Source organism: Furfurilactobacillus milii (assembly GCF_021654115.1).
Classification (GTDB): Bacteria; Bacillota; Bacilli; order Lactobacillales; family Lactobacillaceae; genus Furfurilactobacillus; species Furfurilactobacillus milii.
On sequence record NZ_JAIWJF010000002.1, the window covers coordinates 74,778 to 87,698 of the forward strand.

Annotated in this window: 15 protein-coding genes; all 15 read left to right on the plus strand. The window is 42.3% G+C overall.

What is annotated here, in order from left to right:
• Positions 1-430: 430 nt before the first annotated feature.
• The 15 genes from LDK34_RS02750 (at position 431) to LDK34_RS02815 (ending at position 12,900) form a co-directional block, all read left to right on the plus strand.
• Positions 431-988, plus strand: a complete 558-nt coding sequence (locus tag LDK34_RS02750) for a guanylate kinase (RefSeq protein ID WP_161002403.1) — start codon at positions 431-433, stop codon at positions 986-988.
• 105 nt (positions 989-1,093) lie between these two features.
• The gene (locus tag LDK34_RS02755; protein WP_161002404.1) at positions 1,094-1,531 is read left to right on the plus strand and encodes a Fur family transcriptional regulator; all 438 of its coding nucleotides are present in this window, start codon (positions 1,094-1,096) and stop codon (positions 1,529-1,531) included.
• A 168-nt stretch (positions 1,532-1,699) separates the two neighbouring features.
• Positions 1,700-2,176 carry a hypothetical protein gene (locus LDK34_RS02760; RefSeq protein ID WP_178943007.1) on the plus strand — a complete coding sequence of 159 codons (477 nt, stop codon included), beginning with the start codon at positions 1,700-1,702 and terminating at the stop codon, positions 2,174-2,176.
• Positions 2,177-2,227: 51 nt separating this feature from the next.
• Positions 2,228-3,199 (plus strand): DUF6681 family protein, encoded by a 972-nt coding sequence (locus LDK34_RS02765; protein WP_236941463.1) that lies wholly within the window; start codon positions 2,228-2,230, stop codon positions 3,197-3,199.
• Positions 3,200-3,372: 173 nt separating this feature from the next.
• Complete coding sequence (locus LDK34_RS02770) at positions 3,373-4,110, plus strand: amino acid ABC transporter ATP-binding protein (RefSeq protein ID WP_017261427.1); 738 nt, start codon at positions 3,373-3,375, stop codon at positions 4,108-4,110.
• Between the two features lie 193 nt (positions 4,111-4,303).
• A complete protein-coding gene (locus LDK34_RS02775; protein ID WP_236941464.1) occupies positions 4,304-5,134 on the plus strand; it encodes a glutamate ABC transporter substrate-binding protein in 831 nt (276 codons plus the stop codon).
• Positions 5,134-5,772 (plus strand): amino acid ABC transporter permease, encoded by a 639-nt coding sequence (locus tag LDK34_RS02780; protein ID WP_161003542.1) that lies wholly within the window; start codon positions 5,134-5,136, stop codon positions 5,770-5,772. Before LDK34_RS02775 ends, LDK34_RS02780 begins: the two co-directional genes overlap by 1 nt.
• A 16-nt stretch (positions 5,773-5,788) precedes the next feature.
• Positions 5,789-6,442 carry an amino acid ABC transporter permease gene (locus LDK34_RS02785; RefSeq protein ID WP_017261430.1) on the plus strand — a complete coding sequence of 218 codons (654 nt, stop codon included), beginning with the start codon at positions 5,789-5,791 and terminating at the stop codon, positions 6,440-6,442.
• 436 nt (positions 6,443-6,878) lie between these two features.
• Complete coding sequence (locus LDK34_RS02790; RefSeq protein ID WP_178943004.1) at positions 6,879-7,607, plus strand: ATP-binding cassette domain-containing protein; 729 nt, start codon at positions 6,879-6,881, stop codon at positions 7,605-7,607.
• The gene (locus LDK34_RS02795) at positions 7,604-8,392 is read left to right on the plus strand and encodes a hypothetical protein (protein ID WP_178943003.1); all 789 of its coding nucleotides are present in this window, start codon (positions 7,604-7,606) and stop codon (positions 8,390-8,392) included. Before LDK34_RS02790 ends, LDK34_RS02795 begins: the two co-directional genes overlap by 4 nt.
• A 142-nt stretch (positions 8,393-8,534) precedes the next feature.
• Entirely contained in the window at positions 8,535-8,657 is a 123-nt protein-coding gene (locus LDK34_RS12595) for a hypothetical protein (protein ID WP_284144488.1), read from the plus strand.
• A gap of 348 nt (positions 8,658-9,005) precedes the next feature.
• Positions 9,006-10,007: an ABC transporter ATP-binding protein gene (locus LDK34_RS02800; protein ID WP_178943002.1), complete on the plus strand. Its 1,002-nt coding sequence runs from the start codon at positions 9,006-9,008 to the stop codon at positions 10,005-10,007.
• A gap of 15 nt (positions 10,008-10,022) precedes the next feature.
• Positions 10,023-10,976 carry an ATP-binding cassette domain-containing protein gene (locus LDK34_RS02805; protein ID WP_178943001.1) on the plus strand — a complete coding sequence of 318 codons (954 nt, stop codon included), beginning with the start codon at positions 10,023-10,025 and terminating at the stop codon, positions 10,974-10,976.
• A gap of 1 nt (position 10,977) precedes the next feature.
• Positions 10,978-11,937 carry an ABC transporter permease gene (locus LDK34_RS02810; protein WP_178943000.1) on the plus strand — a complete coding sequence of 320 codons (960 nt, stop codon included), beginning with the start codon at positions 10,978-10,980 and terminating at the stop codon, positions 11,935-11,937.
• 15 nt (positions 11,938-11,952) lie between these two features.
• The gene (locus LDK34_RS02815; RefSeq protein ID WP_178942999.1) at positions 11,953-12,900 is read left to right on the plus strand and encodes an ABC transporter permease; all 948 of its coding nucleotides are present in this window, start codon (positions 11,953-11,955) and stop codon (positions 12,898-12,900) included.
• Positions 12,901-12,921: the final 21 nt, after the last annotated feature.

The window sequence follows — 12,921 nt, forward strand, 5'->3', positions numbered from 1 at the left end:
CCTCGCCGAAAATACCAGTTAAATCAGTAATCAACCTCAAATAGATTGACACTAAAAAACCGTTTAGACGAAGGTCGTACAATCATCCAAACGGTATGAGTTCATTTTAAATAAACGTTAGCCGAATGGATGCAAACCGGAAGTTTACCGTGCTTGCATCCAACAGTCGATGCAAGCACTAGCCAAACAGACTAAACGCGAATGCGTATGTGTTGTAGGTTAGTGATTGTGTCATAAACGTTCTCCTTGAAGTATGAGAAATATTCTCATTTGATGACCATAACTATAACGATTTTTTTAGACATCGTCAACCGTTAATTTTTAAAGCAAAAACGGAGGGTGAACCTAATGTTTCGATTATGGAGCATTTTTAAACTCTGCGCTGATGGTGTAAACTTAACATCTGTGAGAAATTGAACGGAGGAAAACCATGAAGAAACGTGTCTTTGTCATTACCGGAGCAACCGGCACTGGCAAAACCACCGTCAGTGATTATTTGCGTGATTATTATCATATGCCTAAGGTAATCACACATACAACACGGCCACCCCGAAAGGGCGAAATGAACGGTGTCGATTATTATTTTGAAGATGATGCATCGTTTGATAAGAACCATTATTTAGAGCAAGTTGCTTATTCAGGTTACCGCTACGGCTCTTCCCATGAGGGGATCGATGCGGGGTTTGAGAAAAATCCTTACATCACGATCGTCTTAGATACGAAGGGTGCCATTACTTATGCGAAAGAGCTCGGTGATGAAGCAGTCATTATTTTCTTGACTGTTAGTCAGAATGAAGATTTGATTGATCGAATGACCAAACGTGGGGATGACACGGTGATGCTACAGGAACGGCTGGATAGTCCTGAGTATCGGCGTGACCTGACCTTGCCGGCGGAATTAAAGGATGTAGCGCATGTCATTGTAAATGACGATCTGGATTCAACAAAGAAAAAAATCGATACCTTGGTGACGGAAACCTTGAACTAGAAACTATTGTTTTGACTGATTTTCTGTTACACTACTTAATGGTAATCGTTACTTTTTAAAAACAATATAGATTGAAAATGTCATCAATGTACTGGAGGTCTTACCATGGCAGAAGATGTGAATACCGCGGTTGAAGTTTTGCAGAAACATCATCTAAAAATCACTAAACAACGACGAACGATGTTATCGTTTTTGTGCCAACGTCCAGATCATTATACGGATGTGACGAGTTTAGATGCGTACATGCGGGACTTTTATCCAGGGATGAGCCATGCGACCATTTACCGGAACGTCAAGGAATTTGAAGACCTGGGTTTGGTTGAGCAACAGGTAAACGGTGACCAAGCGCGTATCAAATTCCAGTGTGACTTCGCTAATATGCACCATCATCACTTTATCTGTCGTAATTGCGGAAAAGTGACAGAATTGACCATGTGTCCAATGGACTTTTTTGCCAACCAGTTGCCAGGTGCCCAAATTGAAGGCCATCGTTTTGAAATGTATGGCCTGTGTGCGGACTGTGTCGCTGCTGGTGTAGAATGACATTGGTCTGAAGCAAACAAAACGAAAATCTTAAGTTCCATGTAAATCGAACCCGCCGACGTTTAACGCTGACGGGTTTTGTCTATACTATATGGTTGAATTGGTCTAGCAGCCAATGAACAAAAGATTTCGTTTCAGTGAGTAAGTTTTATAAATAAGGAGTTAGCTATGGATCATCGAATTCCACCGTTTGTGACCCCCGTTGCTGTTGTGTCGATCATTTTGGCGCTGTCCGCAACTAATATTGTGGTTAACAAAGTGACGAACACGTCTGAAGGGGCACCGGTCACAAGAACGGTAACTAATTCATCCGGCAGTTCAATCCAATCGTCGGATGATTCTAAAAAAGATAGTAATTCAAGTTCAAATAGTGAAAGTTCTAAGACTGACAGCACTGCTGACGAAAGATCTAGCAGCCAAACCACTGATGAGTCGACGCCAAGCACAACGACGAAGAGCAATAGTACGACTGGCGACAATGATGGTGGAACCGCGACTCGTCAAAGTAGCTCATCAGCCGCTGAATCAAGTGCAGCCAGTTCTTCTACAACTGCCAATTCTACGAACAATAATAGTGCTACAACAGGCAATACGGGTGCTAATACAGGCTCGTCTACCGCAACCACTACATCAAGTAGTCAATAGACGGTCATTTTTGATTTAGCAACTCTCATGAAAAAGTAAGTAGGTGACAACATGCTTAGTTTGCTCGACATGGCAAACCATTTTCTTGGTTATTTTAATGTCAACACAACGTTAAAGGGACGCATTTACACCATCTTGGGCTTTTTTGGCGATTGGTATTTGCTCTACATTGGGATTCGGTTTATTCAAAACCAGGGATACTTGCGTGGCGCATTGCTCATCTTGGTCTTCTTTGCCCTGATGTACTTTACACTGGTCAACTTCTTTTTTTATTTTCTCAAACGTCGGTTTGTACTCGACCCGTCTGAAAAGATTGCGGCCTTACTGGGCGATGAACGTTTAAAAGAACAGGAAAGTCGTTTCAATGAACACGGTCGATACGATCATTTTGCTCCGGCCACGGGGTTATATGATGAAAAGCAGGTCATTCCGGCTAAGGTTGAGTTGAATGGTACCAATCATAAGAACTTGGCTCAGATTGCCGCACAGTTACAGGCGGCGAACCTGTTACCTCAAGATTATGAAGGCCATAGTGACCAAGAAGTTTTGAACCAGGCTAAGGAGACCAATAAACCAGTGTTTGCAATCGGTGAGGGAACACCGTTACCTTATTTTGATCTGCGACAACAGGATGGTCATTTTGTAGTCTATGCGGGGATGAATCAGATGACGGCATTGCCAGTCGGTCGGGTAACACGGGTCGGCTTGTCGGATATTAAGCAAGCACATGAGCAGTTCAAACTATTTTTAGCCACTGCTGTTTTGCAAGGCGGGGTGGCTAAATCAGCTGGACGCTCTGGTGTCATTGAGCGACGTTTGCCATACACGGTCAAAGTTGAGGTTGCTTTCAGTGAAAAGAATGCGGCCTCCAATGCGACTAGTCAGAATTCGTCTGCCTTTTCTGAAAGTCAGACGTTTACTGAGGAACCAATGCGTTCTTTTGCAAAATCTGCTGAAAATGTAGATTCAGTTAACAACAGTTTGTCAAATAAAACGCCTCAAAATCGTCGAGAAAATCGATAATTTTGAGAGATTAGATTATCAATAAGAAAATATCGTGAAAACGGGCGTGTCGGAGCACAGTAGCTTTGACACGCCCTCTTATTAGGGTCTAAACTTAGTTAATGACCTTGAGAATTACACAACTTGTAATTCAACAGTTTAGGTTGAGATTATTTGAGGGTGAGGAACCGATTATGTCAATGATTGAATTTCACGACGTACAGAAGTATTACGGTGACTTTCATGCGTTAAAAGACATTAATTTAACGATGGAAGCAGGAGAAACGGTTGTGCTCATCGGGCCGTCAGGCTCAGGGAAGAGTACATTATCCCGAACAATTAATGGTTTGGAGCGAATCCAGAGTGGTCAGTTAATTGTTAATGGGCAGGATTTGGCTAATCCGAAGACGGATATGAACCGGATTCGGAAAAATGTTGGAATGGTGTTCCAGCACTTTAACTTGTATGAAAACAAGTCTGTGTTGGAGAACATCATGTTGGCACCTCGAATCGTGCTACATAGAAAAGAAGATGAAAACAAGAAGTTAGCCATGCAACTGTTAGACCAAGTTGGTTTGGCAGACAAAGCTAACAACATGCCATCCGAAATTTCTGGTGGTCAGGCACAGCGTGTGGCCATTGCGCGTTCACTAGCCATGCAGCCAAAGGCGTTGATTTTTGACGAGCCAACATCTGCGTTGGATCCAGAAATGATTGACGATGTGTTGGGTGTTATGAAGACAATTGCAAACGACTCAAGTATGACAATGCTGGTTGTGACTCACGAAATGGGCTTCGCCCGTGAAGTTGCTAACCGGGTTATCTTTATGGCGGACGGGCAAATTCTTGAAGATGATGCAACGAAGGAATTCTTCGATCATCCAAAAGAGGAACGTGCCCGTCAGTTCCTGAGCAAGATCATTAACCACTAATTTGGAAAGAGTGTTGCCCAATTCCGGGTGAACCCGAGCAACAACGTGAATGGTGAAATTGAACTAGCGGTCTTTGCTAGGGCAGTTTCAGCTTTCGGGTTGTGCACAGGATTCAGGAGTTGGGTGCACGTTTAGAAAGTGTTGCCGAGGCCCGGATTCCGAGTTTTAGGCACACAATTATGGAGGCACTGTCATGAAGAAACAATTCAGACTTGCGACCTTATTAGTGGCGTTGGGCGCGTTGATGCTGACATTGAGTGGTTGTGGAAAATCACTGTCACAACAAAACGTTCTGCAAAATGATCGCAAGGCAAATACAATTACATGGGGTGTTAAGGCCGACACCAAGCTGTTTGGTTTGATGGATGTTCGTGATAATCAAATCAAAGGGTTTGATGTGGACATGGCTAAGCACATTACCCGGCATATCCTCGGCAAAAAGGGGAAAGCTAAGTTTATTCAAGTGACGTCACAGTCACGGATTCCATTGTTGAAGAATGGGAATATTGATGCCATTATCGCCACGATGACGATTACGCCTCAACGTGAAAAAGTTGTTGGCTTCTCGAATTCGTACTTTGATGCCGGCCAGTCGCTACTGGTTCCAAACGGCAGTAAGATCAAGAATGTCAATGATTTAAACAAACCTGGGACAACTGTTTTGGGGGTTGTTGGTGCGAACTCAGTTCAAAACATTAAGAAGTTTGCGCCTAAGGCCCGTGTCTTGGAACTCCAAGATTATGCTCAAGCATTGACGTCTCTGAAGGCTGGTCAAGGGGTTGCCTTAACTACTGATAACGGGATCCTTTATGGGATGGCCGTTCAGAACCCCGGCTTTAAAGTTGTCGGCGGAACATTCACCAGAGAGCCTTATGGGGTTGCCGTTAATAAAGGTCAAAAGCCATTTACTAACGAGGTCAACAAGGCCATCAAGGAAATGGAAGCTGACGGCGAATATAATCAATTAATTAAGAAATGGTTCGGTAACGTGCCTGGATTTAACTACAAGGAGCTGGAGCGATAATGATTACTATTTTATCTGATCATTGGCAAGAGCTGTTGACCGGTCTGGGTTGGACACTATTATCCAGTGTCCTGGCGTTGATTTTCAGTCTGATTATCGGTTCATTATTTGCCATCATGGAAGTGACGGAAAGCAAAGTGGCACGCACGATTGCCCGGATCTATATTGAAATTTTCCGGAACATTCCATTACTGGTTATTACGAGTTTCTTCTACCTTGTCATTCCAATGTATGTCGTTAAAGTTAACGGCTTTACTGCTGGGACGATTGGGCTAACAATTTACACATCAGCGTTCATCGCTGAAACGGTACGGTCAGGGATTCAATCTGTTGACCCAGGCCAAATGGAAGGTGCTCGGGCGAACGGATTGACGTTCTGGCAAGCGATGTCAAACGTCATCTTGCCACAAGCATTCCGTTTGGTTATTCCCCCACTTGGTAACCAGTTCGTTAACTTGGTTAAGAACTCATCCGTGTTGGCCTTTGTTGCCGGGTTTGATTTAATGTATCAAGCCAACAACATTGCATCCATCACGTTTGATACGATTAACAGTTATATGGTTGTCGGGGTGTTGTACCTGATTATCACGATGCCAATCAGTTACTACATGCGTTATCTAGAGAAACGCTTAGCGTAGAAAGGGGAGCTAACAGATGAAATCATTTATTGATGCCTATTCATGGATCAACCTCCGTTACCTCCTCGAAGGGCTGTGGATTACTGTTGAAGTGTCCGTTGCATCCGTGATTTTAAGCTTTATTCTCGGTTCATTTTTAGGAATTATTCGGTACACAAAAATTAAGTATGTTTCGGCGATTGTCGGTTTTATTATCGATCTTATTCGGAACTTACCACTGTTGCTGATCATCTTCTTCACTTACTTTGGGTTGCCAAACTTCGGATTCAAACCCGAAATTATTCCAGCAACAATCTTAGCGATGACCATTTTCGAATCCACCATGTTGGCCGAAATCATTCGGTCCGGGATTCAGGCGGTTCCAAATGGTCAGATGGAAGGTGCCCGGGCAAACGGATTGACGTACTGGCAGGCCATGTTCCAGATTATTCTGCCACAAGCCTACAAAAAGATGATTCCTGCGTTGGTTAGTCAGTTTATTTCACTGATCAAGGATACGTCGCTGGCAACGATTATTGTGTTACCAGATTTGACGTACCACGCACAAATTATTTATGGACAGAACGCCAACTACATTATTCCAATGTTCTTAGCACTTGCTGTGATGTACTTTATTGTATGTTACGGATTGTCTGTTTTGGCCAATTACATCGACCGTCGTTTAGCTTAATTCGGTTCAAATATCATTTTTGCCATCAATCAACTGTTCTATGACAATGATTGATGGTTTTTTTGTGCCTTAAGGGATGGGGACGGGAACCTGCCGCTTCCGGTGGTCAGCATTGACACGCTCGCCGTGGGACCGGTTCAAGCCTCCCAAGTTCGGAGTCTCTCACCTCGCCGACAAGCCTCGTGAAGCCCACGAGTCTTGTCGACCGTCCGTATTGTAAATTCGAGAAAACCATTCGAATTAACAACACCTTCACGGGTCGGTATCAATGCTGACCACCTAACGCTTTGTTCGTGGTCTAAGGGCTGCATGCATGATAACTAGTTGAAATCAAATAAAGTTAAATAAATATTTCTTTTGTGGAAAAAGTGCTATTCTAATTGAAAATTAATCTTTAGAATTCTTACATATTATTTTTGCTTAAGGGGTGACGGGGATGGAGATTCAATTAGATCAGGTTCGCAAAGATTATGGTCGTACGGAGGTTTTACACGGTGTGTCTTTTTCATTGCCACTGGATACTGGCAATGTCTTTGGCTTGATTGGACCAAATGGGGCAGGAAAATCAACCTTAATGCGGTTGCTCAGCGGGATTACGACCATCAATGGTGGACAGCTGAGGTTTGATAATCAGGTTGATTCACACTATGACAAGTGGGCTCAGCGCAATTCACTGTATATTCCGGCTGGTGATCGTGGATTACGAAATAAATTAACGCCAATGGAGAATCTACGCTATTTTAGTGCCATTCGGTGTGTGTCATTTAAAGATACACAGGCAAGAATGCTGGCCAATGCCAAGCTGTTTGATGCGGAAAGTCTGATGAATAAAGAGTTTGATCAAATGTCGACTGGTCAAAAGAAAAAGGCAACATTACTCGTCGCCATTTCGTTTGATACACCGATGTTATTATTGGATGAACCTTCAAATGGCCTGGATATGTCTGCACAAGTCGATTTAATGAAGCTGGTCGACTCTGTTGCTAAAAAGTCGCAGCATACGATTATTCTGTCTTCCCATGATCCAGTACTAATGAGTGAAGTGACCACACAGTATATATTTGTGAATGAGGGGACTGTGATTAAAACGGTCGATCACAGTTTGTCGGAAGCGGAATTGCGGCAAATGTATGAACAACTTTATCAAAAGGCGGTGATTCGATGAGCGTACGTGAATTGGGCACCATGATCTGGGTTGAAGTAACGATGCAAATGAAGACGGACATCAAATACTTATCATCGACCGTGAGTGAGTTTATTCTTTATACTTTTGCATATTTAGCGGTAGTGATCTTTGGAGCAGTGAAGGGCATGAACGCTTTTTATCACACAAATCTTGGCGTTGTCATGATCCTAATTGGTTTTATGTTTTGGAATATGGGCGTGGTGGCAATGGACGTGTCGACTCTGTTTATTGAGACAGGGGCACGAACGGGTATTCTAGAAACGGAAATTCAATCCCGCTTTTCGCTGTGGTTCATTGCACTAGTTCGCAGCTGGGTCACTGATATTTATTACTTTGTGTATCTACTTATTTTGAGTGTGATCACAGCATTTGTTATTTCTGTTCCAGTCCTGCAATTAGTTAAGGCTGACGTCCTCGTATTTGTCATCGCCATTATTTCAAACGTCGGCATGTTAGGGATCGGGCTGCTATTTGGGGCCGGTTCGTTGAGATTTAAGCGAGTGGGTAACTGGAGCAGCATTCTTCAGTCAGCAATATTATTCGTGGCAAACGTTGCGATGCCGAATTACTTTGGTGCCCAGTTGTTATTGCCGTTTGGTGCCGGTATTGAAATCACAAGGCACTTGTTCCTTGGACAATCAGTATCGCTTAATCTAATTGGAATTTATTTTGGCGTAAACGTCATCTGGTTTGCTCTGGGCTTAGTCATTTTTCGCTACGCAATGCAGAAAGAGCGGCGCATTGGCAGTTTTGACCGATTTTAAAATAAACGAAATGGATGCGGACATTAAAAATGTCCGCATTTTTTTGAGTTATCACTTGCAATTACTTTGTTACGCACTATAATAATGGTATACAAATTACTTAAACACAAATAGTAATGCAATTGAAAGAAGGATGACGTTTATGCGGAATGATGAAATGAGAGATATGCAGCTAATCAGTAATGGCGGTGTTTGGTCTGAACTGGAAATTGATGAGCTGAGTCGCCGCCGTCAACGAGGAAGAAATCAATCCAAGCGTTGGTAAAAAGAAAAATGTGGGTTTGATGAAAACTGACCAACAGTACAAAATTAAAAAGTTTTAACTTGAATCCTTCACTGACTGTTTGAAAGTCAATCAGTGAAGGATTTTTTGCTTGATGAAAATGCTGTTGTACTAGCATTTGTTTAACATCGCAGTGATTGAAAGAGCTGCTTACTATTAGTTACTGATGATGTGGGGATAAACAGGGCTGCATTTCTGCTTGTAAATTAGAATTTGATTAGTTATACTCTGTCTAATGACTTTTTAATCTTACGAATAAGACTGTGTTCATCATACATAACGGGCAATGTTTGATGCACTTGAATGCGGTTGAAGAAATGAGGGAGTAGCATGGCAGATGAAGAGAACCATTTTCTAAAAATCGAAGACGTCAGTACAGCTTTTAAGATTCAAGGTAAATATTACCCAGCTGTATCTGACGTCTCTTTAGATATCCACAATGATGAGATTGTTGCCATTGTGGGGGAGTCCGGATGTGGTAAAAGTACTTTAGCAACGACGATCATGGGCCTGCATGATCCTGCTGAAACCAAAATTGGTGGCAAAATTGAGTTTGAGGGTCAAGACCTGTTGACACTCAATGAAGACCAGATGAACAAGATTCGTGGTGCCAAAATTGGCATGATCTTCCAGGACCCGTTATCAGCGTTAAACCCACTGAAACGAATTGGTGATCAAATTCAAGAAGGCTTGGATTACCACACCAAGATGACTGAGGCTGAAAAGAAGGCCCGTGTGCTTGAGTTGGTTAACCAGGTTGGGATTCCTCATCCAGAGCGGGTTATCCGTCAATTTCCACATGAATTATCTGGTGGGATGCGTCAACGTGTGGTTATCGCCATCGCGATTGCCTGCAAACCAGATCTGATGATTGCTGATGAACCAACCACCGCCTTGGACGTTACCATTCAAGCTCAAATCTTGGACTTACTTAAAGATATTCAAAAAGAAAACCATGCCGGGATCATTTTGATCACGCATGATTTGGGCGTTGTCGCTGAGACGGCTGATGAAGTTGCTGTTATGTATGCTGGTCAGGTCGTTGAAAAGGGTTCAGCTAAACAGATTTTTGATAATCCGCTGCATCCTTACACGCGGTCATTGTTACGTTCAATGCCACAAAAAGACAGTGAAAATGACGATCTGTATGTCATTGAAGGTTCTGTTCCTTCATTACAGAAGATGCCTCAAGACGGCTGTAAGTTTGCCCCACGGATCCCATGGGTTCCTGAAAGCGAACATGAAGCGCACCCAACGATGCATGAAGTTGAACCGGGACACCGTGTCCGCTGCACCTGCTACAAAAACTTTAAGTTCCAAGACGAAGCTTAGAATGGGGGAGAGTAAATGAGTTTAATTGAAGTTAAAGACCTAGAAGTTCATTACCCAATCCGTTCTGGGTTTTGGAACAGAGTAACAGATGAGGTGCTGGCTGTGGACGGCTTGAGCTTAAACATTGAAGCTGGTGAAACCTATGGACTTGTTGGGGAGTCTGGATCTGGTAAGTCAACAACTGGCAAATCAATTGTTGGACTAGAAAAGCCAACAAGGGGGCAGATCCTTTATAAAGGCAAGGATATTACCAAGCCTCGCAATCGTCGTGAACTAGATTACAACCAAGATGTGCAGATGATTTTTCAGGATTCATTATCTAGTCTGAATCCGCGTAAACGGATTGAAGATATAATCGCCGAACCAATTCGTAACTTTGAACATCTTGATAAAAATCAGGAAAAATTAAGAGTTTTGCAATTATTAGATATTGTCGGCCTAGATGCCGACGCATTATACAAGTATCCTCATCAATTTTCAGGTGGTCAGCGACAACGTATTGGTGTGGCACGCGCGGTTGCCACTAATCCTAAACTGATTGTGGCTGATGAACCTGTATCGGCACTTGACCTGTCCGTTCAGGCCCAAGTTTTAAACTTTATGAAACGAATTCAGCGTGATTTCGGAATCTCCTACCTATTTATCTCTCATGATCTTGGTGTCGTCCGTCACATGTGTGACAATATTGCGATTATGCACCGTGGCAGATTGGTTGAAATTGGGACACGAGATGATATTTATAATCACCCAATGCACATTTACACGAAACGGTTACTTTCCGCAATTCCAGAAACCAGTGTTGAAGGCCGTGCAGAAGCCAGAGCACATCGTGAAGCAGTTGAACGGGAATTTCAGGAGAACCAATCCCGATACTACGATAAGGACGGCAAGGTTTTGCCATTAGTAGACGTTACGGATACTCATAAAGTCGCTTTACCAGCGGATGAAATTGATAAGGAGGACAAGTAATATGTGGAAAACAGTTTTGCGTCGTGTCCTCATTATGATTCCGGAAGTCATTGTTTTAAGTGTATTAGTGTTTTTACTGGCAAAGGCGATGCCTGGAGATCCATTTACAGGTAGTATCGGTCCACATACGAGTGCCGCGCAAATACATCAATTAAAAGTGCAAGCCGGATTATATAACCCTTGGTACCAACAATATTGGAATTGGGTTGTTCACTTATTTCATGGGAATCTTGGGACTAGTTTTCAGTATCAGGAACCTGTTACCAGAATCATTGGTGAACGTGCAATTAACACAGTATGGTTAGCGCTTTTTACAATGGTATTAACTTATGCAATTGCAATTCCAATGGGACTCTACGCTGGTCGTCATCAGAACCACATTGGAGACAACATTATTCGTGTTTACACGTTTGTAACGATGGCCATTCCTCCATTTGTTATCTTATTAATTGCATTATGGATTTTTGGATATGTATTAGGCTGGGCGCCAACCACTGGTTCTGTGAGTGCGACAGCAAGTGGAACGATGGGGACGGTTTTGTCCCGTTTGCAACATATCATACTTCCAGGACTTGTCGCTTCATTAACAGGTACAGTGAATATTGTTCAATACTTGAGATCCGAAGTTATTGATGCGAAACACTCTGACTACGTTCGAACAGCTCGTTCAAAGGGTGTACCAACGACAAACGTATTTCGGCATCATATTTTAAGAAATTCGTTACTCCCCATCGCTGCCTTTGCTGGTTACTCAATTACTGGACTTTTGGGCGGGTCAGTGGTTACTGAAATGATCTTTTCATACCCAGGTATGGGACTTCTTTTCTTGAACTCCATTTCATATCGTGACTATACAGTTATTACTGCGCTAGTACTGTTATATGGATTGTTAAACCTTTTAGGGACGCTATTGTCTGATATCATTTTGACGGCTGTAGATCCTCGTGTAAGGGTTCAGTAAGAGAGGAGGAGAAAAATGTCACAAAATCAACTGGATAATCAATCATCAATTGATAAAGCAGACCTGGAAAAGCTTTCCAAAGAAGCAGAGCAGGAAGCCGCACCTTCGTCTTTACGAATTGTTTGGAACGAATTTAAAGCCGACAAGGTTGCTTTAACAGCGGCCGTTATTATTGTAGTGTTTATTTTATTCGTGATGATTGCGTCTTTATTTATTAATCAAAGCCAAGCCATGTCCACAAATATCATGGATTCATATGACAAGCCTTTTTCTCAATTTATTTTAGGAACCGATCAGGGTGGTCGATCTGTTGCTAAAGAATTAATTATGGGTTCAAAAAATTCCATCGGTATTGCAATTGGATTAACGGTTATTTCTTCAACGTTTGGGATTGTTTTTGGTTTAGTTTCTGGGTATTTCGGTGGAATCGTGGATAACATCATGATGAGATTCTATGACTTTATGATGATGTTACCAATTTTGCTGTTTATCATCGTCGTAGTGACAATAATACCGAGCTACAATGCGATTACGTTAACGTTAATTTTAAGTGTATTCTATTGGCTTGGAACTGCACGTTTGATTCGTGCTAGAACCATGTCTGAATCAAAAAAAGACTATGTATCTGCTTCCAAGACTTCAGGTACTAGTACTTTTAAAATCATTTTCAGAGAAATCATGCCTAATATTTCATCACTAATTATTGTGGATACCATGCTTTCTTTCGCTGAAAATATTGGTGTTGAAACGACACTGAGTTTCTTAGGATTTGGGTTACCAAATGGTACACCTTCGCTTGGGACAATGATTTCAAATGCCAATGATCCAAACAATATTACGCAGTATTGGTGGACCTGGTTGATTGCTGCTATTGAAATCATTATTCTAACTATTTCTATCAGTTATGTTGGTCAAGTTATTCGGCGTGCCAGTGATGCCTCACAACGACTAAGTGATGATTAAGCAAAATGAGAACTTTTTTAA

What these genes read in the sequence shown, in the direction of transcription:
- LDK34_RS02810 (WP_178943000.1), top strand. Translation starts at nt 10,978, where the DNA reads ATGTGGAAAACAGTTTTGCGTCGTGTCCTCATTATGATTCCGGAAGTC.
- LDK34_RS02800 (WP_178943002.1), top strand. Translation starts at nt 9,006, where the DNA reads ATGGCAGATGAAGAGAACCATTTTCTAAAAATCGAAGACGTCAGTACA.
- LDK34_RS02755 (WP_161002404.1), top strand. Translation starts at nt 1,094, where the DNA reads ATGGCAGAAGATGTGAATACCGCGGTTGAAGTTTTGCAGAAACATCAT.
- LDK34_RS02780 (WP_161003542.1), top strand. Translation starts at nt 5,134, where the DNA reads ATGATTACTATTTTATCTGATCATTGGCAAGAGCTGTTGACCGGTCTG.
- LDK34_RS02760 (WP_178943007.1), top strand. Translation starts at nt 1,700, where the DNA reads ATGGATCATCGAATTCCACCGTTTGTGACCCCCGTTGCTGTTGTGTCG.
- LDK34_RS02805 (WP_178943001.1), top strand. Translation starts at nt 10,023, where the DNA reads ATGAGTTTAATTGAAGTTAAAGACCTAGAAGTTCATTACCCAATCCGT.
- LDK34_RS02790 (WP_178943004.1), top strand. Translation starts at nt 6,879, where the DNA reads ATGGAGATTCAATTAGATCAGGTTCGCAAAGATTATGGTCGTACGGAG.
- LDK34_RS12595 (WP_284144488.1), top strand. Translation starts at nt 8,535, where the DNA reads ATGCGGAATGATGAAATGAGAGATATGCAGCTAATCAGTAATGGCGGT.
- LDK34_RS02815 (WP_178942999.1), top strand. Translation starts at nt 11,953, where the DNA reads ATGTCACAAAATCAACTGGATAATCAATCATCAATTGATAAAGCAGAC.
- LDK34_RS02770 (WP_017261427.1), top strand. Translation starts at nt 3,373, where the DNA reads ATGTCAATGATTGAATTTCACGACGTACAGAAGTATTACGGTGACTTT.
- LDK34_RS02785 (WP_017261430.1), top strand. Translation starts at nt 5,789, where the DNA reads ATGAAATCATTTATTGATGCCTATTCATGGATCAACCTCCGTTACCTC.
- LDK34_RS02795 (WP_178943003.1), top strand. Translation starts at nt 7,604, where the DNA reads ATGAGCGTACGTGAATTGGGCACCATGATCTGGGTTGAAGTAACGATG.
- LDK34_RS02750 (WP_161002403.1), top strand. Translation starts at nt 431, where the DNA reads ATGAAGAAACGTGTCTTTGTCATTACCGGAGCAACCGGCACTGGCAAA.
- LDK34_RS02775 (WP_236941464.1), top strand. Translation starts at nt 4,304, where the DNA reads ATGAAGAAACAATTCAGACTTGCGACCTTATTAGTGGCGTTGGGCGCG.
- LDK34_RS02765 (WP_236941463.1), top strand. Translation starts at nt 2,228, where the DNA reads ATGCTTAGTTTGCTCGACATGGCAAACCATTTTCTTGGTTATTTTAAT.